This window comes from Rhodococcus sp. ABRD24 (assembly GCF_004328705.1).
Lineage (GTDB): Bacteria > Actinomycetota > Actinomycetes > Mycobacteriales > Mycobacteriaceae > Prescottella.
Window position 1 is genome coordinate 3,889,652 of the sequence record NZ_CP035319.1, and the last position, 19,781, is coordinate 3,909,432.

General features: G+C 65.2%; 21 protein-coding genes and 1 pseudogene. 10 read left to right on the forward strand and 12 right to left on the reverse strand.

Going from position 1 to position 19,781, the window contains the following annotated elements:
- Nucleotides 1-103: 103 nt before the first annotated feature.
- The 4 genes from ERC79_RS17300 (at nucleotide 104) to ERC79_RS17315 (ending at nucleotide 4,805) form a co-directional block, all read left to right on the forward strand.
- On the forward strand, nucleotides 104-1,231 hold the full coding sequence (locus ERC79_RS17300) for an ATP-binding protein (RefSeq protein ID WP_165497155.1): 1,128 nt from the start codon (nucleotides 104-106) through the stop codon (nucleotides 1,229-1,231).
- Nucleotides 1,213-1,875 (forward strand): response regulator transcription factor, encoded by a 663-nt coding sequence (locus ERC79_RS17305; RefSeq protein ID WP_131579661.1) that lies wholly within the window; start codon nucleotides 1,213-1,215, stop codon nucleotides 1,873-1,875. The genes ERC79_RS17300 and ERC79_RS17305 overlap by 19 nt, the downstream gene beginning before the upstream one ends.
- A 165-nt stretch (nucleotides 1,876-2,040) precedes the next feature.
- A complete protein-coding gene (locus ERC79_RS17310; protein WP_207390353.1) occupies nucleotides 2,041-2,772 on the forward strand; it encodes an ABC transporter ATP-binding protein in 732 nt (243 codons plus the stop codon).
- A gap of 5 nt (nucleotides 2,773-2,777) precedes the next feature.
- Complete coding sequence (locus tag ERC79_RS17315; RefSeq protein WP_347563598.1) at nucleotides 2,778-4,805, forward strand: FtsX-like permease family protein; 2,028 nt, start codon at nucleotides 2,778-2,780, stop codon at nucleotides 4,803-4,805.
- Between the two features lie 69 nt (nucleotides 4,806-4,874).
- On the opposite strand, the gene ERC79_RS23600 is transcribed toward ERC79_RS17315, so the two are convergent.
- Nucleotides 4,875-5,099 carry an SRPBCC domain-containing protein gene (locus tag ERC79_RS23600; protein WP_242676614.1) on the reverse strand — a complete coding sequence of 75 codons (225 nt, stop codon included), beginning with the start codon at nucleotides 5,097-5,099 and terminating at the stop codon, nucleotides 4,875-4,877.
- 237 nt (nucleotides 5,100-5,336) lie between these two features.
- On the opposite strand from ERC79_RS23600, the gene ERC79_RS17325 reads away from it, so the two are divergent.
- The 4 genes from ERC79_RS17325 to ERC79_RS17340 all read left to right on the forward strand — a co-directional run bounded on the left by ERC79_RS17325 (nucleotide 5,337) and on the right by ERC79_RS17340 (nucleotide 7,647).
- The gene (locus tag ERC79_RS17325; RefSeq protein WP_207390355.1) at nucleotides 5,337-5,963 is read left to right on the forward strand and encodes a class I SAM-dependent methyltransferase; all 627 of its coding nucleotides are present in this window, start codon (nucleotides 5,337-5,339) and stop codon (nucleotides 5,961-5,963) included.
- 247 nt (nucleotides 5,964-6,210) lie between these two features.
- Nucleotides 6,211-6,711, forward strand: a complete 501-nt coding sequence (locus ERC79_RS17330) for a hypothetical protein (protein ID WP_131579665.1) — start codon at nucleotides 6,211-6,213, stop codon at nucleotides 6,709-6,711.
- Between the two features lie 88 nt (nucleotides 6,712-6,799).
- Nucleotides 6,800-7,216: a helix-turn-helix transcriptional regulator gene (locus ERC79_RS17335; RefSeq protein ID WP_165497156.1), complete on the forward strand. Its 417-nt coding sequence runs from the start codon at nucleotides 6,800-6,802 to the stop codon at nucleotides 7,214-7,216.
- Nucleotides 7,213-7,647, forward strand: coding sequence for a hypothetical protein (locus tag ERC79_RS17340; protein ID WP_131579667.1), 435 nt, complete (start codon nucleotides 7,213-7,215; stop codon nucleotides 7,645-7,647). The genes ERC79_RS17335 and ERC79_RS17340 overlap by 4 nt, the downstream gene beginning before the upstream one ends.
- Nucleotides 7,648-8,503: 856 nt before the next feature.
- Here the strand turns inward: ERC79_RS17340 and ERC79_RS17345 are convergent.
- The 3 genes from ERC79_RS17345 to ERC79_RS17355 form a co-directional block, all read right to left on the reverse strand.
- Nucleotides 8,504-8,926, reverse strand: coding sequence for a hypothetical protein (locus tag ERC79_RS17345; protein WP_131579668.1), 423 nt, complete (start codon nucleotides 8,924-8,926; stop codon nucleotides 8,504-8,506).
- Between the two features lie 112 nt (nucleotides 8,927-9,038).
- Nucleotides 9,039-9,584 carry a hypothetical protein gene (locus ERC79_RS17350; RefSeq protein ID WP_131579669.1) on the reverse strand — a complete coding sequence of 182 codons (546 nt, stop codon included), beginning with the start codon at nucleotides 9,582-9,584 and terminating at the stop codon, nucleotides 9,039-9,041.
- A gap of 156 nt (nucleotides 9,585-9,740) precedes the next feature.
- Nucleotides 9,741-10,205, reverse strand: coding sequence for an SRPBCC family protein (locus ERC79_RS17355; RefSeq protein WP_165497157.1), 465 nt, complete (start codon nucleotides 10,203-10,205; stop codon nucleotides 9,741-9,743).
- Nucleotides 10,206-10,302: 97 nt separating this feature from the next.
- Here ERC79_RS17355 and ERC79_RS17360 point away from each other — a divergent pair, with 97 nt between their 5' ends.
- Entirely contained in the window at nucleotides 10,303-10,962 is a 660-nt protein-coding gene (locus tag ERC79_RS17360; protein WP_165497158.1) for a TetR/AcrR family transcriptional regulator, read from the forward strand.
- Here the strand turns inward: ERC79_RS17360 and ERC79_RS17365 are convergent.
- The 8 genes and pseudogenes from ERC79_RS17365 to ERC79_RS17400 all read right to left on the reverse strand — a co-directional run bounded on the left by ERC79_RS17365 (nucleotide 10,936) and on the right by ERC79_RS17400 (nucleotide 19,070).
- The gene (locus ERC79_RS17365; protein WP_131579672.1) at nucleotides 10,936-12,387 is read right to left on the reverse strand and encodes an NAD(P)/FAD-dependent oxidoreductase; all 1,452 of its coding nucleotides are present in this window, start codon (nucleotides 12,385-12,387) and stop codon (nucleotides 10,936-10,938) included. The genes ERC79_RS17360 and ERC79_RS17365 overlap by 27 nt on opposite strands.
- A gap of 122 nt (nucleotides 12,388-12,509) precedes the next feature.
- Nucleotides 12,510-13,739 carry an MFS transporter gene (locus ERC79_RS17370; RefSeq protein ID WP_242676615.1) on the reverse strand — a complete coding sequence of 410 codons (1,230 nt, stop codon included), beginning with the start codon at nucleotides 13,737-13,739 and terminating at the stop codon, nucleotides 12,510-12,512.
- Nucleotides 13,740-13,865: 126 nt separating this feature from the next.
- Entirely contained in the window at nucleotides 13,866-14,528 is a 663-nt protein-coding gene (locus tag ERC79_RS17375) for a TetR family transcriptional regulator (protein ID WP_165497159.1), read from the reverse strand.
- Nucleotides 14,529-14,616: 88 nt separating this feature from the next.
- Complete coding sequence (locus tag ERC79_RS17380) at nucleotides 14,617-15,156, reverse strand: cupin domain-containing protein (RefSeq protein ID WP_165497160.1); 540 nt, start codon at nucleotides 15,154-15,156, stop codon at nucleotides 14,617-14,619.
- A gap of 22 nt (nucleotides 15,157-15,178) precedes the next feature.
- A complete protein-coding gene (locus ERC79_RS17385; protein WP_242676616.1) occupies nucleotides 15,179-15,856 on the reverse strand; it encodes an alpha/beta hydrolase in 678 nt (225 codons plus the stop codon).
- A gap of 471 nt (nucleotides 15,857-16,327) precedes the next feature.
- Nucleotides 16,328-16,948 (reverse strand): annotated as a pseudogene (locus tag ERC79_RS17390) (ABC transporter permease); the annotation flags it as partial.
- Nucleotides 16,949-16,980: 32 nt separating this feature from the next.
- Nucleotides 16,981-18,255 (reverse strand): hypothetical protein, encoded by a 1,275-nt coding sequence (locus tag ERC79_RS17395; RefSeq protein WP_131579677.1) that lies wholly within the window; start codon nucleotides 18,253-18,255, stop codon nucleotides 16,981-16,983.
- A 50-nt stretch (nucleotides 18,256-18,305) separates the two neighbouring features.
- The gene (locus tag ERC79_RS17400) at nucleotides 18,306-19,070 is read right to left on the reverse strand and encodes a crotonase/enoyl-CoA hydratase family protein (protein WP_131579678.1); all 765 of its coding nucleotides are present in this window, start codon (nucleotides 19,068-19,070) and stop codon (nucleotides 18,306-18,308) included.
- Between the two features lie 77 nt (nucleotides 19,071-19,147).
- Here ERC79_RS17400 and ERC79_RS17405 point away from each other — a divergent pair, with 77 nt between their 5' ends.
- Nucleotides 19,148-19,756 (forward strand): TetR/AcrR family transcriptional regulator, encoded by a 609-nt coding sequence (locus tag ERC79_RS17405; RefSeq protein ID WP_131579679.1) that lies wholly within the window; start codon nucleotides 19,148-19,150, stop codon nucleotides 19,754-19,756.
- The last annotated feature ends 25 nt before the right edge of the window (nucleotides 19,757-19,781 follow it).

Consider the following 19,781-nt stretch of genomic DNA (forward strand, 5'->3'; position numbering starts at 1 on the left):
AGGTGCCCGTGTGAACCGGTGGGGCGGTGGCAGAAGGGCGTCGCTGACTTCGTCGCTGTACCCACCACTCCGGTTTCTCCTGTCACCGTGGCCATGGCGTGCGGTGTTGTACGTCGCCTCGACGGTTGTGGTAGGCGGGATGGTGCTGGTCTTCGCCGTTCCGCTACTGGTTGCGATGGCTGTTCCGGGATGGCGGGACGTGTTGGCACGCACGGTCGTCTCTGCCGAGGTGTCCCGACTGGCCGTGATCGAGCCGGCGACAGCGACATCGTGGCGGGTTGGCGGGAGAGGGAACGCAAGCGCACCGCCGGTCCGTCATGCGGCGTACGCACTTGTCGTCGCCGCAGTCCTGGCCCCGGTCGCTGCAGTAGTGTTGGTCGCCGGAGTTGTGGTGACGACAACGCTTCTCGCGGCCCCACTTTTGGTTCGAAGTGATCCGATCAGCGTGTTCACCTTGCAGGTGACGACACTGTCGGCGGCCTTGTGGTTGCCCGCACTCGCGTTACCCACGATCGTCGTGGTGCTGTATGCCTGCGCTGCCGTGGCTGTCACCAACAGCGCTCTAGCACATACGGTTCCGTTGCGCTCGGCAGCCGAGCTCGAAGTCGAGGTCGATCGCCTGCACACGTCGAGGACTGACCTACTCGACGCTTTCGACATCGAACGAACCCGAATCGAGGGCATGCTCCACGACGGAGTCCAGCACCGACTCGTCGCGGTCGGACTGAGTATCGGGCTTGCCGAGCAGTCGGCGGTGGACGACCGAACACGTGAACTGCTCCGCACTGCTCATCGTCAGGTCGACGAGTCGATGCGGGAACTCAGGCGCACCATTCGCGGAATCCTGCCGCAAGCCTTGACGGAATCCGGACTCGTCGCTGCGGTCGAGGACCTCCTCGGCGAGCTTCCCGTCGACGTGACGCTGAATCTGCCCTCGGATTTCCGCCCACCTCCTCGGATAGAACAAGTCTCGTACTTCGTCATCAGCGAAGCCATCACCAACTCGATCAAGCACGCGCATGCCACGAATCTGTCGATCACTGCGATCGCGACGGGCAGCATGTGGACTCTCGCGGTCTCCGACGACGGCATCGGCGGAGCCGACCCGAAATCGGGCCGCGGTCTCGTCGGGTTGTCGCACCGCGTCGACGCACTCGGTGGCACGATCTCTGTGTCGAGCCCGCCCGGCGGTGGAACAACAGTGGAGATGAGATGCCCGATCAGGGACTGAGAATCGTATTGGCGGACGACCTCCCACTGTTGCGCGAAGGAATCGCGGCCGTGGTGGAGTCGGCAGGCCACCATGTGTGTGCATCGGTCTCGACCGTCGACTCGCTTCTCGGCGCAGTTGCCGCCCACAACCCCGATCTGGTGATCACCGACGTTCGGATGCCCCCAACTTTCACCGACGAAGGCTTGGCGGCGGCCGTCGAATTGCGAAAGAAGAGACCGAATCTCAGCGTTCTGATTCTCTCGCAATACACCTCGGTCGCGTACGTCTCCGAATTGATCGACAATCCCGCCCTCGGTGGGATCGGATATCTCGTCAAGGAACGTGTCGGACACGTCAGAGAATTCGTCGATGTAGTGGAGAAGGTCGCATCTGGCGCAACAGTGATCGATCCCGAAGTTGTCCAGGCGCTCGTGGGCAGTTCGCGCCGACAGGGCTCGTTGGCGACGCTGACCGCGCGCGAACTCGAGGTGTTGTCCTTGATGGCAGAGGGAAACACCAACGCGCGCATCGCCGAAACCCTCGTCGTCTCGGATGCAGCGGTGCGCAAGCACGTCGGGAACATCTTCGCCAAGCTGCCCCTCGGGTCCGACACCGACCGCCGCGTGACTGCGGTGCTGACCTACCTTCGCGGAATCGGGTGAGGGACTTGTGCCGCAATCGAGGGCGTGTCCACTTACGACCGATGGTCGCGTACGCGCTACCGTCGAGGTAGCCCGCAGCCTACTGATTCAGGCCGAAGAAGAGGCTTCGATGTGTACATGCCTTCCAACGCGTACACTGATCGGCCACGTCCACCGGCTCGCGGTGTGACCGCAGCGCAGGGACTGACGAAACGGTTCGACAAGAGTTCACGACCAGTCCTCGGCGGTGTCACCCACAGCTTCGCACCGTCGACGTGGACGGCGATCATGGGTTCGTCGGGCTCCGGCAAGTCGACGCTACTCAACCTTCTGAGCGGGCTGGAGCAGCCCGATCAGGGGCTGGTGACACTGGACGGTATCCCGCTCGGAGGGCTGGACGATGACCAGCTCGCAGAGCTTCGTCGGGATCGTTGCGGGTTCGTCTTTCAGGACTACAACCTGTTCGACGCACTCGACGTCGCGGAGAACGTCGCGCTGCCGGCACGGCTTGCAGGTGCGAATCCTCGAGTTGGACGCGTTCGCGAGGTTCTCGGCAGGGTGGGCCTCGCTGATCGAGCGCGCGACTCGATCGACACGTTGTCCGGTGGTCAACGTCAGCGGGTCGCGATCGCACGAGCCATGCTGAACCAGCCGGCCGTGGTGTTCGCCGACGAACCAACCGGGGCACTCGATGTCCGCACTGCACAAGACGTTCTGGTTCTGCTTCGACAGGTCGTCTCCCAGTTCGGCTCGACCGTCGTCATGGTGACCCATGACGCGTGGGCCGCATCGTGGGCGGACGAAGTCATCATCCTGGCGGACGGAATGGTTGTCGGCAGACTCCCCGGCGGTGACGCGGATCGCGTGTCCCGGGCAGTTAACTCGGTGCACGAAGATGCTCGCCGGAGGCGTCGGTGACCACCATGTTGCGCTTTGCAGCAGCGAACATTCGGCATCATCGCGGCCTGTTCCTCGGCGCATTCACCACCTTGCTGATCGGTGCGGCGATGATCGGGGTCTGTGCCCAGCTCCTGGCAACGGCCGTCATGGCACCGGACGAGGGATTCGAGGTACAGGTCAGCGGCTCGGGCGTGCTCGACAACGATGGGGCACCCACGGTCGCGACGGAGTTCTACACGCCGTTGGGATCAGGCGCCGAGGATCTGATGTCCGTCGCGGGAACCGTCGGGATCATCGCGTGCTTCTTGACCGGGATCACCCTCGCGACGACGGTCGGCTATGTGATTGCCGCACGGAGGCGCGAGCTGGGAATTCTACGGTTGCTCGGTACCACGGCGCCCATACTTCGTCGCCTTCTGATCTGGGAGATCGTGACGCTCGCAACGGTTGCCGGTATCGCGGGCGTCGTTCTGTCGATCCCAATAGCACCTCTGGTCCTCGGACTTCTGATCGACACAGGGTTCGTGTCGGAGAAGTTCGACGTCACCGGCCAGGCGTTGTCTCTAGCCGCCACAGTGGTGGCGACGATCGGTGTCGCGATCGTCGGCGCCCGCATCGGGTCGAAACGAGTTCTCGGCGTCTCCCCACTGGCTGCCACACGTTCCATCACTGTCACGCACAGAATTCCGGCTCGACGCTGGGCACTGTCGGGTGCCGCACTGGCTCTCGTTCTGGTGATCGGAGCACTCGGCGCCGGAGCGCCGGGCGACGGGGCCGTCGGACTCGGGCTTCTTCTTCCGATGATTCTGTGTGGAGCGCTCGCTGCGGTTGCCCCGGTTGCAATTCCGGCGATCGTGGGACTGTTGGCGAGGTCCTTGGACCTCATTCGCGGTAGGCGCGACGGAACGGTCCACCTCGCGACCCGAACTGCGCGCTCCGCTCGTGCAGCTACGACGGTCCTCGCTGTGCCTGCATTGCTGTTCGTCGGCATAGCAGGCTCGGTACTGGTCACGATCGGTGCCGACAACACCGCCGTGGACCTTGCCACCCGCGAAGAGGTTCGTGCGGACTTCGTGGTCACGAATCCTCCCGCGGACATCAACTGGGCCTCCGTGCCCGACGCTGTGGTGGACGCGTCGTTGTCAACCGAACTGGTCACCACCGATCGCGACACTGCAATCGGGTTGGACGCAGCAGGGATCGAACCGGTGCCGTTCTCGAGCACCCGCTCGGTTCGTGTCCTGGACGGTCGCCTCGAGGACATGACCGGCGGGCCGGTTCCAGGCGTCGCGCTCAGTGCACAGGCAGCCTCGGACGACGATTACGCCGTGGGGCAGGAGCTTCGATTCGCCACAGGTGACGGGGTACTGCACAACCTGCCGATCGTCGCGATCGTACAAGGGAGCCCCACACTGGTGCCCTCGATTCTCGTTCCGAGAGAGTGGCTGGCCGCGAACGCCCCCGACGCCGTCGCAGGGCCTGCGTTCGTCGCAGCCGCCGAGGGCGTCGATGCCGATGAGATTCTGTCGTCGGTACGCGCTGCGGTGCCCGGCGAGCAGGTGCTGGGTGTAGCCGAATGGCTGTCGACGTCGAGTTCGGAGTACGCATCGGGGGATCTGGCCGGTGTGATCGTGGTGCTCCTTCCAGCCGGTTTGTTCTGCTTCCTCGCAACCGTCAACGCGACGCTCATGTGGTCGACAACTCGGAGTGGAACCCGCCGTGGTCTGACGCGCCTCGGAGTGTCCGCTCGAGCGGGGCTTCGAATCGAACTGCTCAGCGCGGTCCTGCTCATGAGCGGAGGCCTGGTCACGGGCCTCGCGGTCACCGCAGTCACAGGGGTGATGGTTCGCACCGCGCTGCTGGGAAGTCCATTGGCGGAACCGAGTTCGCTGTCGATATTGTCGCTGGCCTTCGTCGTGGGCATTCCGGTCGCGGCCGTGGCGGCTCCTGTTCTGGTGACTCGGCTGAGGAAACCTGGGACCGGTCGGCGCGCGGAAGACCCGGTCGTGCGGAGCAGGCAGCGTCATGCGGCGTCGGATCTACAGAACTGAGCAGTTTTGCACGCCAGACAGTGCGTCCGCCGTCGGCTACCTCCGGCGTTGTGAACACCACCTTGCCTGTCAAAGGTGTTCTCGACCAGTGGTGTCGGTGTTCCGGGCGTCCTCGACCAGGGCGGACAACCGATCCAGCGCCTCGTTCCAGCCCAACTCGTTGTCGGCGGCACTCACACCCCGCGGTAGGTCGGTGTGGAGGGCCTCCAGTTCGGTGCCGTCGGGGTGGTCTCGCAGTTCGATCGACAAGGTCATCAACCCGCGCATGTCCGGGTCGTCGGTCTCGAACTCCATCTGTTCCTGCGCATGCTCGTCGTTGTCGATGACCGTGAAAAGTCCATGATAGGAGTCGGTGTGGGCGGTGCTCTTGCCGACCAGGTCGGGGGAGTCGTAGGTGAGCGTCGCACTCGAGGGGCAAGGGCGGGCGCGATCAGGGTGTACCAGCTGTGTCAGCCAAGGTTCGGGGCGGGGTTGGACGTGCCGCGGCGGGTCGCCCCGTCCGCAGTGTCCTCCTGGGCGATGATCGACACCATGGATAACGCGGGCGCCCGAACAGGTGACATCGTCAGAGAGGCGTACTCGGCCCGATCCGGGGAATACGTCGACCTCTTCGGCTCGATGGCGTCGGTTCACCCGTCCGACCGGGCGCTGGTGGGCAGTTGGGCCGATACCCTGACCGGTCCCGTGCTCGATGCCGGCTGTGGGCCGGGACAGTGGACTGACTTCCTGGCCGGGTGCGGACTCGCTGCGAGCGGGATCGACCTGGTCCCCGAGTTCGTCGACCGTGCCCGCGCTCGGTATCCGCATCTCTCCTTCGATCTCGGCGGCTTCGAGACCTTGGACGCCGCAACGGAATCGCTCGGCGGTGTCCTCTCCTGGTACTCGCTGATTCACCACCACCCGAAGGACTTCCGGACTCCGCTAGCCGAGTTCGCGCGCGTGATCCGTCCAGGCGGCGGCCTGCTGGTGGGCTTCTTCGAAGGCAGGGCGGTGGAACCGTTCGACCACGCCGCCACCACGGCCTATCGATGGCCGGTGGTCGAGCTCGGCCGGGAGTTGGCCGCGTCCGGCTTCGAAGTGATCGAGACCCACACAAGAACGGGAAGTGGCTACCGGCCCCACGGCGCGATCACGGCACGGCGGCAGGGTGCCGGGTGATCGGTTCCAGGACGGCTCAGTGTCGGCCCGGCAGGCCCACGTCGTTCGGACTGATTGTCCCACTGGCCTTTGCAGCTGGGGTGCCGCAGGCTTCCCTCGATATCAACTCTCGGCGCGGGGCGCGTACGCCTTATCCCATCGTTCGTCAGGCGCTTGCCGTACCCTGACTCCTCGACTGTCGACTGGCTGTTCGTGGGTGGGGAGGAATGCGTTGGTGCCACGATCGCGGGGACGTGGACTTGCCTCGGTGCCTGAACATCTTCGGCGTAGCCGCATCCACACTCCGGGTTGCGACTGGAACTACACCGACAGCTGCGCGGATGAACTAATTGAGCTGAAGCGGGTCGATCGCGACGCTTACGAGGTACTCGCGGCCTTGATCATTGATGCGATCGACGTCGGGCTCGATGTCGACGACAACGGCGGTGACACCTACACCGTTCCGGTCGGCTGGCACGTGGACCGGCAAAGGCACTTCAGTCGCAAACCCATGCCCTGGCTCGGTGAACTGAAAGCTGAAGGCACTTGGGGTAGACAGGTCGACTATCGACTGTATTTCCTCGAGACGAAGATTGCTCCGGATGGTGAGGCAGATGCGATCCTCGGGTCCTCGTGCCCTGCAGGGAAAGGCGTCGCCGGCGACTACGACCAGGGTGGGCAGACCGGTGACATGCTTGACGCGATGTGGCGGGGGATCAAGTGGTGTGAGGCCCACGATCCGGTTCGGTTGTGGCGGGTGTGGGAGTGAAGTCCTGCTAGACTTGCTTTAAAAGTCAAGTCTGCAGGTCGGCGGGTTGTGCATCGGAGAGGAGTAATACGACATGGTGCTCCCTGGTATGGACGACGCGAGTTCGGAAGACCGTCTCGGCGTTGACCTCGCGCGAGCGCAGAACCAACTCGTTCGTGAATTGCGTGCTCGTCGGGTCCAGCTGAACCTGTCGGCGGGCGAGGTGGCAGCGCGCATGGGGGTCGATCCGAGTTTCGTCTCACGCTTCGAGCAGGGCGGCACGAACGCGACTTTCGCGACCATCCGGCGTTACGCGAAAGCGGTCGACGCCATGGTCACCTACGGGGTGTGCTCGTATCAGGAGCACAAGACCAAGGTGATCGCTGAACGAGCAGATGCCGTTTTCCGGCAACCGCGTGAAGAGCCCGAGAACCTGATGGCGCAGGTGAAAAAGCCGGCAACTCGAACCGTTCTGGTACGGGGGTTCTCGGCGCGCGTCTTCCCCGAAACGCCGGTTTCGACATGACCCCGAGATTGACCGAGTTGTCTCTTCGGCATGTTGACCCGTCGAAGCTCCTTCTCGAACGCGATGGGCAGAGCGTTGAACCGCCAACATGGTTCGACGGGTTGAGTGAGGGCGGCGTCAGCGCGCAAGGTTGGATCGACGGCACGGTTCTCGTCACGTTGGAGACGAAATTTCATCGTCCCGGCATCATGTATGTCGCAGTCGCAGTGACAGGTATGTATGCGAACGACGAACAGATGTCCAGAGGACGACAGGGAGAACCGGATTCGTCGACGCTCGATGCCGCATCTGACGAAGAGAGGGTGGAGTTCATTCAAAGCGCCTTGACCGACCTTTACCCGAGCCTGCGCGCCGAACTGCAGATTCTCTCCAGTCGATTCGGAGGCATCGCCGGGATCACATTGCAGCCGGATCCATCACTCAACGGCTGATCCAAGATTCGGTGGCGTCCAGGCTTGCTGGAAGGATCGCAACTCCCGAGGACGCGACTTCGCGGGAGGCGGTGTTGGAGTGGTGGGAAGGGCCTGCTGACACCGCTCCTGACGGGCTCGACGAAATTCATCGCCCGGCTGGCCGCCGACCGGCATGTGGCCCCTCAAATTGCTGAACTGGGAGTGGCTGAGCAGCCGAGGCGCGACGCCCCCGCCGTCGGCGGAGCCTTCGCGGCACTCATAGCCAGATTGTGCGTGGCCGCGCCCTCTCGCGTCGCGGAACGGATAAGGATGCTGCGGTCGGTGTGAGCTGGTGCATCGCTCACCCCGCTTGCTCGGCGGTCCCGTGACATCCGCGCCGCCGAGTCCTAGCAGGGTTGATGTTGAGCCGAACACCCTTATGTACCACTGTGTACGGCACATCGTCGTTGTCCGGGTCGCCGGAGTCCGAAGGATTGGTCATCGAACCGCATGGCCGCCGTAGAATTGCGCCCATTCTCGGTCGAGTTCGGCATGGTCGGAGCTCGAGAATCAAGGAACCCGTACGGGTTTGCAGGTTGGCAGTCGTGTCCGAATCCGCCCAGGTGGGGCGTCAATTCCCACGATCGTCGACATCGACGAGAGTGATCGCTTTGTCATTGAGGCCGTTGACGACGCTCCCGGCAAGTACTCGTTTCCGATGGAGCCCGAGGACCTGGTTCCCGAGCCGTAGTCACTTCCACCCGGGACTCGCGCCGGAGCACCCACAACACGATCGTTGCGGCCAAGAGCAGGACCTGGCCGACACCGGCCACAACCAGACCGACGCGACCGGCATCCCCGCCGCGGCGAATGGCGCCCGCCTCGCCCGATCTCGTTACGTACGTGGGGACCCGAACACGAGATTGAGGATGCCCGACAACAACACCCCGCCGCCGAGGTATCCGACGAACGCAGGGGAGAAGATCTCCGGCTCGTTCCAATGGCGCGCCATCCAGACGGCGCCGAACGCGACGGCTGCTCCTCCGGCCACGATTGCGGCGATCTGGACGGTGCGCCCTCGCATGCCGATGACTCTGGTGACCACCATGGACAGACCCGCGAAGATACACGTGAAGACCGAAGCGATGAACCACGGGTCCGAGTCGAACAGCGCCGAGGCCAGCGCGGAAACGATCCCGACTCCGAAGATCACAAACTCCGGCCACGGTGTGCGTGGCACTGCGGCAACTACCAACGCGACTCCCTCACGCCATGCGCGGTCATACCGCTGTACAAGCAACCGCAGGGGCGGTCCCATGGTGAAATGCAGCGCCCCTCCGAGTCTGGGCCACAACCTACGTACCTCGAGGACGGACGGTGGAGTCCGGACCCGGGCGTCGTCACGCCCGCGCCGGACGTCGGCAGGTAGGTCACAGTCTCGGGTGGCGGGTTGTCGACGACGGCGGGCTATAGCGGCCCGAGTAGGAGACATATCCGATGTAACCGAGCAGCGCCAGCATCGGGAGCACGGTCGTAGTCGGCCTGATCCAGAACGGGATGTGTACACCGGCGGCGGTGATACAGGCCAGACACGTGACCCCGAGGATGGTGAGGGTGATCAGGACGCCGATCCACTCGACGTCAACGATGATCTTGGTGTCGAACTCGTTCCTGTTCTCGGGCCGTGCCCAGTAATTCGATTGTGAGCCCGTCAGATTGAGCGCGCGGTCGGGGATCTTGGGGATGTACCACCGAGCACCACCGCAGATCAGTGCTGTGCCGAGGGTGAAGGCGCTGGTGACGGTGACGTACTGGCCGATGCTCATCCATTCGGTGATCTCGCCGGATCCCTCGAAGTGCGATGGCAGCTGGCCGGGTGCTGTGAGCAGCAACCAGCTCGTGGCGAGTACGAACGCCACGCCGGACCCGACGAGCGCACACGCCGATGGGCGCACGCGTTTCGATGAGTTCCCCATGTGGGGACCATACGCGGCGGCAGTTCTACTGTGATGCAAGGGGAGCCGGCGCCGCCCACAGCGCACTGATGGTCTGCCGAGTTGCGGTTCCGCCCATTGAGGTCGATTCCAGATATCGTGGGCACGGAGACACACAGGTTGGCATCGCCGACCCCGTCAATCGTGTGCAGCCGCGCGCCGCTGCGCTTCCCGGATGAGGTTGTCGGCGAGACCGCCGAGGAAGCGGAGGAGGAACCGCTTCCACAGCCATCCCGTTCCGGGGATCCGTTCGACGAAATCTCCCGACCAGCGCACCGTGGTGGTGCCGTCGTTCCGTGGCGTGAACTCCACGCGGGACCGGTAGTCGCGGACCGGCCATCGCGTCAGCACGCGGTAACCGTGCACGTGGGGCCGGTCGTCAATCGTGACCTGCTCCGGCGTCCGGGATCGCCGGCTACCCACGAGGCGCACACGCCCTACGACGTCGTCGCCCACGGCGGGCGCTTCGTCGCGCCAGCCCGCGTGCGTGATCGGGGAGCCGGCCCATTCTGTCCACGACTCGGCGTCACGCAGCAGATCGAACATCGTTGCGGCGTCGGCGCGGCCGTTCCGCTCCAGTGCGTACCTGAACCGTCGACCCACAGTGATCGCCTCCCGTCTGTGCGTCCGCTCGGACGCGCGTTCGCCGATAATAGAAGAGTCTTCTGTTATTTTGGAGGAGATTCGTGAAGGGAGTGCCGTGAGCGACGAGACGTTCCAGAGGGCACGCACGCCGGCGCAGCGTGCTCGACGGGTGGAGGACGTCCTGACGGCGACGCGGCGTCTGCTGGCCGAGGCCGACGTAACCGCACTGTCGTTGGGGGCGATAGCGCGCGAAGCCGGGCTGGCGTCCTCGAACGTGTTGCGCTACTTCGGCTCCCGCGAGGGTGTGCTCCTCGATCTGATGGACGGGGAGTACGCGCTGTGGCTGCCGGACCTCGATTCGGGGCTACGGCACACCGGCACCGCGATCGATATCGATCAGGTCGCCGCGACGACGGCCGCGACTCTCGCCGAGCGGCCACTGCTGTCCCGGCTGATCGCGGCATCCTCGGAACTGTTGCGCTACCCGATGCCGGACGAGGCGCTCGAACGGTGTCGCGGTCAGGGGCGACGGAATCAAGCCGAACTGGCGAGGATCCTCGGCGGTGCACTCGGCGTCATGCTGTCGGTGCGCGATCAGGCGTACCTGGTCGCCGGACTGCACGCGGTCGTCGGCGCCGCGTCCGGTTGGTCGGTGCAGGCGGCATTCCCGGTCGATTTCGAGACCGCTGCCCGCAGTCTGCTCGCGATCCAACTCGAGGGGTTGGTGGTCAGGGCCGAGAAGCCGCGCCTATCGAGCGCGCCACGCCTCGAGTAGCCGCAGCCACACCTCGCTCACCGTCGGATACGACGGGACCGCGTGCCACAGGCTCTCGAGTGGCACCCTGCCCACTACCGCGACGGTCGCGGCATGCACCAGTTCGGCGACCCCCGAGCCGACGAACGTGGCCCCGACGACCGTGTCGGTGGCGCGGTCGATCACCAGCGACGCACGCCCGGAGTAGTCGTCGCGGGACAGCGCCGCGCCCGCGACGTCGATGTCGACCGCGACCACGCCGACATCCAATCCATCTGCACGGGACTGGCTTTCGGTCCGTCCGACCGCCGCGACCTCCGGCGTCGTGAACACCACCTGCGGCACCTGGCCGTGGTCCGCCGACGCGACGAAGCGGGGCCCGTCCAGCGGCCGGCCCTCCGCGCGGGCGGCGATCACATCGCCGCACACCCGGGCCTGGTACTTGCCCATATGGGTGAGCAGTGCCCGGCCGTTGACGTCTCCCACCGCGTACAGCCAGTCGCCGTCCACCCCGGTCGCGGTGAGATGGTCGTCGACGGTGACGTAGCCGTGGTCGGGAAGCCCGACGCGGTCGAGGCCAAGGCCCGCGGTGGCGGGGGTGCGGCCGGTCGCGACCAGCACCTCGTCGACTGTCAGCTCGGGGTCGGAACTGTCGCCGCTCACGCTCAGAGTGACCGGTCCGCCGTGGATCCGGCCGACGCCGGTGTCGGCCGCGTCGGGGCGGGACGCCGACTGCACCGACGTGCCGAAGCGGATGTTCATGCCGTGCTTGCGCAACTTCTCGGCGACCAGTTCACCCGCGAACGGCTCGGTCCGCTCGAGCAGCGCCGATCCGCGGACGAGGAGCGTCACCTCATCGGCCCCGAGTTCGTGCAGCCACGTCGCGGCCTCGCAAGCCACCACGCCACCGCCGACGACCGCGAGCCGCTTCGGGACCTCTCGGACGTTGGTGGCGTCCCGCGACGTCCACGGCAGCGCGGCCCGCAGGCCCGGCAGGTCCGGCACGCTCGCCGTCGTGCCGGTCGCGAGGACCACCGCGTGCCGGGCCCGCAGCACGCGCTCGCCCACCGTGACCTCCCGGACGTCGGTGACCCGTGCACTCCCGCGGATCACGTCGATGCCGACCGAATCCGCCCACAGCACCTGCGACGAGTCGTCGAGGTTGTGGGTGAATCGGTCGCGGCGCGCCAGGACGGCCTCGGTGTCGAGGCCGTACGCGTTGACCTTCTCCCCCACACCGGGCATGTGCCGGGCGGTGCTCAGCACCTCGACCGGTCTGAGCAGTGCCTTCGACGGCATGCACGCCCAATACGAACACTCGCCGCCCACCAACTGGTGTTCGACGAGTGCCGCGGTGCGGTTGCTACCGGCGATGGCGTAGGCCGCCGCGTTCTCCCCGGCCGGCCCGCCTCCGATCACGATGACGTCGAACTCTTCGGGAGCCATGGATCCACGGTAGGCCGGGGAGAACGGTTTCGCGCCACTTCCGGACGGTCGGCGGCGGATACCGCCGAGCCGGATGACGAGGCTCTGTACTCGGCGGACAACTGGACTGATGCTGCCTCTACCTAGAGAGAGACCGTCGGCTCGCGGTCGCTGTGCTGGTGCTGTTCCTTCGGGCGCCGGTTCGAGTCGGGCATCAACGTCATCATCGCCGCGGCGACGATGAAGAGGCTGGCGCAGACGAGCAGGCCTGTGGAGAGTCCGACGCCGCCGGCGATGAAGCCGAGTATCAGCGGCGCGAGTGCTGATACTCCTCGCCCGATGTTGAAGCAGAATCCGGCGCCGGTCGTTCGAACTTCTGTCGGGAAGATCTCGCTCAGGTAGGAGCCGTAGAGCCCGAAGAAGGCGACGAAGAATGCGAACAGTGGACCGAGCCAGTAGAGCGATTGTTCGTCGCCGGCGAGAACGTACAGAGGCAGGGTGAGTCCGGTCCCGGCGAGGCTGATGATGATCGCGAGCTTGCGGCCGTACTTGTCGGCAATGATGCCGAAAATGTTGTAGCCCAGAAACATTCCGACGTTCAGCAAGGTGAGCAACAGCGTCACCGTCGTCATCGGCACGCCTTTGTCCTCGTGTAGGAACGTTGGGAGCCAGGTTGACGATCCCCACCACGCGACCAGGGACAGCGAGCACACAGCGGTGCCGATGAGGGTTGTCCGGCGCAGATCGGGTTTGAAGATGCGCGCGACCGACACTGTCGCAGTCTCGTCGGTACTGTTCCTTCGGGCGGTCTGCCATTCGGCGGATTCCTTGAACCCGAAGGCGACAATGGCGAGGGGGATGACCACGCCGACTCCGGAAATGAAGAACAGCAGCCGCCAGTCCGGAAGGACGAGACGGGCGAGCAGTGCGGCCAGCACTCCACCGATCGGGAAGGCGCTGAGGACGAACGCCACGGCGCGACCACGACGGTGGGCGGGCCAGGTCTCGACAATGTATGCGGAGACGATGCCCCAGACACCACCCAACCCGAAACCGGAGATGAAGCGGAGGAGCATGATGATCCAGAAGTTGCCGATGAACGCGATCGCCGCGGTGAAGGCGCCGAAGATCAGCAGGCAGTAGAGGAGTGGTTTCTTGCGTCCGTAGTTGTCGGCGAACCACCCGGCGGTAATTGAGCTTGCGCCGATGCCGAGCAGGGTAGCGGTCGCCATGAGACCGCCTTGGGTTGCGGACAGTCCGAGATCTTCACGGATGTCGGGTAGTGCAATCGATAGGATGACGACTTCGAGGGCGTCGAAAATATAGGCGATGAACGATCCGATGAGGACGATCCAGCGCATGGGGATCTTCATGGTGGCACTCTCCGGGCGGTCCGTCCGGGAATCGCTTGTTCCAGGGGACGCCTCTGATGACGTGGTGACGGGTGGGTGCGCAGCGACGTTTCGTGGGAGTCCGCGCGGAATTGCGTTGCGGGGAAACTAGTTCTGCGTGCTGAGGCCGAGCCCGAGCATCGCGGCCACTCCGGGGGTGACGAAGGCTACGAGTGAATCGACGTACTCGGTCTCGTCGATTGGTTCGGGGCGGCCGCTGGAGGTGAGTCGGGCGGCGCGCCTGCGGTTGGCAGTTGCGTTGACCGCGAGCGAGACGAACCACGTATATGCTGTGATGACTTGGCTCTCAGTGGCGTCGGCCGCGCAGTTCTTGAGTGCGGCAATACATTCGAGCGCCATTGTGTCGAGTTCCTCGCGGAATCCGGAGTGCATTTCGTCGTCACGACGTAGCAGGTCGCGAGCGAGCAACATCAGAAAGTTGGCGTCGCCTTCGCGGCACGCAAGTCTCGCCACGGGAGCGATCCATGCCCTGATGATCGCTCGGAGCGACTCCCGGGCAGGTAGTCCGTCGGGGACAGCGGTGAGCCCGGCCATTCGTTCGGCCGATATGACCTGGTATCGGTCGGTGAACAGCGCCCGATACAACTCGTCCTTCGTACCGAAGTAATAGCGAATGAGGGCGCTGTTCACGCCGGCGTCGGCGGCGATGTCACGGATCGAGACTGCTTCGTATGCGCGTTCTGAGAACAGATGCTCGGCAGCTCTGCTGATCCTGCTGCGGCGGTCGAGGGAGTCGTCCTCGCGCGCCATCGCAACCATCCTTCTCACGTCCTCTCGAGCGGTCGCAAGAGTAGCAGTCGTGTTCCGTGGGCTCGCCGTGCGACTGGGCTGCTCGACCCTAGCGCTCGGCCGCCTCTCGTGCGAACTTGTCGTGAGTTTCCTGGTCGACGTAGATCTTGTTCAGGACATCGTCGCCGTCATAGATCACCAGGAACAGTGCATTGGTCGTCCCGATGTTCTTGAAGTTGCGGATCATGTGAGGCGGGACGGAGAAGACGTCGAGGGGATCCAGGACGATCTCTTCCTCGCCGCCGTCGTTGAAAATGAAGGCGATCTTGCCGTGAATCGGAATGAACACTTCCACGGCGTCGTGTGCGTGGAGGAACGAGCTCGAACCCGGAGGGACCTCGACGTAGCTCATGTGGAAGTTGTGCGGTGTGGTGATCTTTGCGGGCCCCAGATGTCCGCGCGGGGACAACGGGTGGAAGTGCTTGCGGCGCCCCACAGCGGACTTGATGTCGCTGAACACCTCGACATCCTCGATCAACTCATGGAAGCGAGCGATGTGGCTGGCCTCGAGTTCGGCGGCCGTAAAGTTCACGGTGGGACGTACTTTGTAGTCGGTTACGGCGGGACGCTGGGTGGTGGACTGGGACATCTCTTCTTCTCCTGTTTCTGAATCAGCGATGGCCGGGGTGGGCCATGGCTTGGGATGCGATGTCCGCCAACTGGTCGGCCAGGACATCGGGGTGGGTGATCATCGCGTCGTGTGGGGCGTCGATCTCCGACACAGACCAACCGCGTTCGCGTGCGCGGACAGCATGCACGTCGAACATGTGGGTGATGGGCCCAGCCATGCAACGCACGTAGGTCCTTGCGGCCGTCGTAGATGGAATCGTTTCCGGCGGAACGGATTCGCGGTAGCAGCCGAGTGGGTGGGGGGTCAGTCGCGCGGAGACCCACCGGCGTTGGGCTGGGTCTGTGATCCCGAGGGTCTCGGGTGGGTGCGGCTTGCGGAAGGGATGTCCGGCTTCGGTCGAGGTGAGAGCCTCGTCAACCTGTTCCGACGACCAGAAGTCGTAGGCGCGTTGTCCAGGGTCGAGGATGTGGCCATCGAGATTGATCAGGTGCCGGACGCGTTCGGGCTCGAGCGCGGCAATACTCTCGAGCAGCGTGCCCGCATAGCTGTGTCCGACGACGACCACGTTGTCCAGATCTTCGAAGCGCAACATGCCTGCGATCTCGTTGATGTGGGTTCTCAGAGTGACCGCATGATTGTTGGCATCGAAGCGTTCGGCGCACCCGGCGAGCGTGGGAGTGAAGATCGTATGCCCCCGCTCGGCCAGGCGCCTGCGCACTCCTCTCCATGCCCATGATCCATGCCATGAGCCATGCAGCAGAACGAAAGTTGACACGGCAACTGCCTCCTTGGAGAAGCAGATTTACACGATCGTGTAAATCCAGTGAGAGAAGATTAGATGTGAGCCACGGCACTTGTCAACGGGGTGTCTACTGATCATCGGAGCGAGGGGCGCGGCCGCCGGTAGAAACCGAAGGGTTTCCCTGTGGATCACCGATCGCATTGGTAGTGAAGAAGTTTGAGGGGAATCATCCTGTTCCAGTAGGTAGGTCTGTCCATGGCCGACAGTGCCTTGGTGGCCATTACGAGGAGCGTCCTCGTGAATCACCCTCGCTAGGTGCAGGATTGCTGCGCAGAACCTGCATCAGGGCAGAACCTTCGCGTGGCAGGGGAGTGGCGGGGGTGGTAAAGGGACATGCTCCCCGCCAGTCTCACGGGAGACTGGCGGGGAGCATGTCCGATACGTCCCTCAGGCGATCTTGCGTCGATAGGAGACCATCGCGAAGACATACGCGAGAACGAGGATGCCGAGGCACCAGGCGAGAGCGACCCATATTTCACCGCCGACCGATCGTTCCCCAAACAGATCCTGGATCGTGTTGACGATCGACGTTACCGGCTGATTCTCGGCGAAGACGCGCACGGGACCGGGCATGGAGTTCGTGGGGACGAAAGCAGAGCTGATGAACGGCAGGAAGATCAGCGGGTAGGAGAAGGCGCTGGCACCTTCCACGGACTTCGCTGTCAGGCCGGCGATGACTGCGAGCCAGGTGAGTGCCAGGGTGAACAGCGCCAGGATTCCGGCAACAGCGAGCCAGGCCAGCAGGTTTGCCGATGTGCGGAATCCCATGACGAGGGCGACGAGCACAATGATCGCGACCGACAGCATGTTGGAAACCAGCGAGGTCAGAACGTGCGCCCACAGTACTGACGATCGGGCGATCGGCATGGACTGGAACCGCTCGAAAATGCCGCTCTTCGTATCGGTGAACAACCGGACGGCCGTGTACGCGATGCCCGACGCGATTGCGATCAGCATGATCCCCGGTAGCAGGTAATTGACGTAGTTGTCGGTGTCCGTCCTTATCGCGTGAGTAGTGGAAGGGCAAGCCCGTTGTGTGATCACCACAACCGCGGCGACAGCCCCCACCTTGCGAGTCCCGCGACGGCGATCTCGCGAAGTCGGCCGGGGTCTGTGAAGTACGTGGGATCGATCCCGACGAGTGACAACGTGTAAGTGTGGCCGTTCGAGCACAGGTACGCGGACAGCCGGGTGGTGGTGCCTGCTGCGCGATCGGTGGTGAGTCTCGGATGCATTGCCCGGGTGGCCACTCCGGTGGTTCGGTACGGACCGAGCCTTGCCAGCGAATCCGGCAGCCGGCCGATGTTCGAGCACAGCGCGTCGCGTTCGCCCGCTCCCGCCGTCAGATGGTGGGCGAGCCGATCGGGAAGTAGTTGGGAGATCTCCTCGGGGAACCCGGCAGGTGCCCCCATTGGCCGGCGCGAAAACGCGGCGCGGCTCGCGTCACGGATCTCGGAAAGCGAATCATCTGGTTTTGCAACCACTTCGGCGATGACCATGGCGTTGTGCACGCTGTCGGAGGTGCGAGCGTCCACGGGGACGCTGATGTGCAGCGGCATCGGCACACCGGCCGCGTCCGCGATCTCGGTGACGACTGCGATGAACAAGCCGTTCGGCGTGCCTTCGTGCTCGGCTGCCACCGAATCCCATGCCGGCACGTCGATGTCGAGGATCGCGTTGCACGTCGAGGTCGGAGCATGCGCCGTCTCCGGCCGCGGTTTCGGCGTCGCGTCCGCGAAATCGCGCACCTCCTGACGGCGACGGGCCGAGAAGACCAGGGCCGCCGTCGCGGCGGCGCCCCGGCCGAGCACCGTGCCCACCATGCGGGCCGCGTCGGCGACGTCCGACGTACGTTCCGGCGGCGGGCTGGGGATGTGTCCGGTCAGCGCGGCGTCCACCGCGCCGACGAGGCCGCGTGCGTCGGCGATGACGTGCGAGCACACCAGTGAGATCACGGTGCCTCCGCCGACGACGGGCACGGCCGACAGCGCCCAGCCGGGCCCGCGCTCGGGGTCGACGTCGGTGTGGGCCTGCGCATCGGCCCAACGCACCACATCGCCGGGCGCGATCGGATCCATGTCCATGCGCAGCGGATGGGCGTCGGCGCTCGGCTCCCACCGCGGGCGGGCGCCGGGCACGCGAGGGCGAACGACCCGACGGGCCAGTGCGCCCCGGGTCAGCGCAGCGTGCACCGATTCGAGCACCGCGGCGTCCACGACATCCGCCGCGCGCAACAGTCCCTGCATCACGATCGGGAGCCCGTAGCCGTGATGCCTGCGCAGGAAGATCTCGTCCACCACGGTCAAACGATCCATGGGAACCGACGTTACCGCGAGACTTGGAGGTAGATCGGGGAGTGGCCGCCTCAGTCGCCGAACCGACCGTGCCTGCCCTCACCGGCTGCGAATCGCGCGGCCCCGGTGAGGGCGTCGACCGTCACCGCCACCATGCCGTGCCGGAATTCGGCAGACAGCGCGTCGTCCTCCCCGAGACCCTCCTGCTCGAGCAGCGACATCCGGTCCTCCCGTAGACAAGTCTGCGGGAACCCGGCCAGTTCGGCCGCCAGTTTCTCGGCCTCCGCGCGCGCCCGCCCGTGCGGGACCACGCGGTTGACCAGGCCGATCGCGAGCGCCTCGTCGGCGTCGACCGCGCGTCCGGTGAGAACGAGATCCATCGCCCGGCTGGCGCCGATGAGGCGCGGGAGCCGCACCGTGCCGCCGTCGATGAGGGGAACGCCCCACCGTCGGCAGAAGACGCCGAAGACACTGTCCGACTCGGCGATACGGAGGTCGGACCACAGCGCCAGTTCGAGTCCGCCGGCGACGGCGTGACCGGAGATCGCGGCGATCACGGGTTTCGACAGCTGCATTCGGGTCGGCCCCATCGGGCCGTCCCCGTCGGGTGTGATGTGGTTGGAGCGGTCCGTGCCGAGTGCCTTCAGGTCGGCACCCGCGCAGAACGTGCCGCCCTCGCCCCACAGCACCGCGACCGCGGCGTCGGGGTCGTTGTCGAACTCTCGGAAGGCATCGGCCAGCGCCGCGGCCGTCGGTCCGTCGACTGCGTTGCGCGCTTTGGACCTCGACAGCACGACGGTGGTGACGGGCCCGGTCTTCTCGCTGCGCACCGGCATGGTTCGACGCTACCCGCGGACGGCGTGGCGAATGGGCTGAATAGAGGCTTCACCGCTATGCCTGGTTCACTACCACCATGGCCTACCGCCGAACCCCCGCCGTCGAAGCGCGCCTCGCGGCCCAGCGCGAGACCATCTTCCAGGCCGCGGTCGCTGTGCTGTCCGAGCAGGGATACCAGGGTCTGACGATCGCGGCCGTCGCCACCCGCGCCGGGGTCGCGACCGGCAGTGTGTACACCCACTTCTCGGGCAAGTCGGATTTGGTGGTGGCAGTGTTCCGGGAGATTGTCGGCCGCGAGGTGGCCGCCGTGAACACCGCCGCGGGCCCGGGGAGATCAGCCGCGGCCCGGATCTCGGCGGTGATCGAGACCTTCGGCGGGCGTGCCATGAAGAACCCGAAACTTGCCTACACGCTGCTCGCCGAACCAGTGGATGCTGCCGTCGACGCCGAGCGGCTCGTCTTCCGTCGCACCTTCGCCGACGCCTTCGCCGCGGCCGTCGCGGACGGGGTGGCCGACGGCGAACTCGGGCCCCAGAATGTGCCGCTCGTCGCGGCCTCCCTCGTCGGTGCCACCGCCGAGGTCCTTACCGGGCCCCTTGCGGCAGGGGGCAGTGATCCTGCCGTCCTCCACGACCTCGTCCGCTTCGCCCTCACCGCCGTCGGCTGTCCTCCCGAGGCGCGTTGAGCTGCGCGTTTGCGAGGCAGGCGCA

Excerpts from the sequence above, each read along its gene's own strand:
- ERC79_RS17325 (WP_207390355.1), top strand. The coding sequence starts at position 5,337 with ATGGATAACGCGGGCGCCCGAACAGGTGACATCGTCAGAGAGGCGTAC.
- ERC79_RS17315 (WP_347563598.1), top strand. The coding sequence starts at position 2,778 with ATGTTGCGCTTTGCAGCAGCGAACATTCGGCATCATCGCGGCCTGTTC.
- ERC79_RS17370 (WP_242676615.1), bottom strand. The coding sequence starts at position 13,739 with ATGAAGATCCCCATGCGCTGGATCGTCCTCATCGGATCGTTCATCGCC.
- ERC79_RS17405 (WP_131579679.1), top strand. The coding sequence starts at position 19,148 with ATGGCCTACCGCCGAACCCCCGCCGTCGAAGCGCGCCTCGCGGCCCAG.
- ERC79_RS17350 (WP_131579669.1), bottom strand. The coding sequence starts at position 9,584 with ATGGGGAACTCATCGAAACGCGTGCGCCCATCGGCGTGTGCGCTCGTC.
- ERC79_RS17335 (WP_165497156.1), top strand. The coding sequence starts at position 6,800 with ATGGACGACGCGAGTTCGGAAGACCGTCTCGGCGTTGACCTCGCGCGA.
- ERC79_RS17365 (WP_131579672.1), bottom strand. The coding sequence starts at position 12,387 with ATGGCTCCCGAAGAGTTCGACGTCATCGTGATCGGAGGCGGGCCGGCC.
- ERC79_RS17345 (WP_131579668.1), bottom strand. The coding sequence starts at position 8,926 with ATGGGACCGCCCCTGCGGTTGCTTGTACAGCGGTATGACCGCGCATGG.
- ERC79_RS23600 (WP_242676614.1), bottom strand. The coding sequence starts at position 5,099 with ATGGAGTTCGAGACCGACGACCCGGACATGCGCGGGTTGATGACCTTG.
- ERC79_RS17340 (WP_131579667.1), top strand. The coding sequence starts at position 7,213 with ATGACCCCGAGATTGACCGAGTTGTCTCTTCGGCATGTTGACCCGTCG.
- ERC79_RS17400 (WP_131579678.1), bottom strand. The coding sequence starts at position 19,070 with ATGCCGGTGCGCAGCGAGAAGACCGGGCCCGTCACCACCGTCGTGCTG.
- ERC79_RS17375 (WP_165497159.1), bottom strand. The coding sequence starts at position 14,528 with ATGGCGCGCGAGGACGACTCCCTCGACCGCCGCAGCAGGATCAGCAGA.
- ERC79_RS17395 (WP_131579677.1), bottom strand. The coding sequence starts at position 18,255 with ATGGATCGTTTGACCGTGGTGGACGAGATCTTCCTGCGCAGGCATCAC.
- ERC79_RS17305 (WP_131579661.1), top strand. The coding sequence starts at position 1,213 with ATGCCCGATCAGGGACTGAGAATCGTATTGGCGGACGACCTCCCACTG.
- ERC79_RS17380 (WP_165497160.1), bottom strand. The coding sequence starts at position 15,156 with ATGTCCCAGTCCACCACCCAGCGTCCCGCCGTAACCGACTACAAAGTA.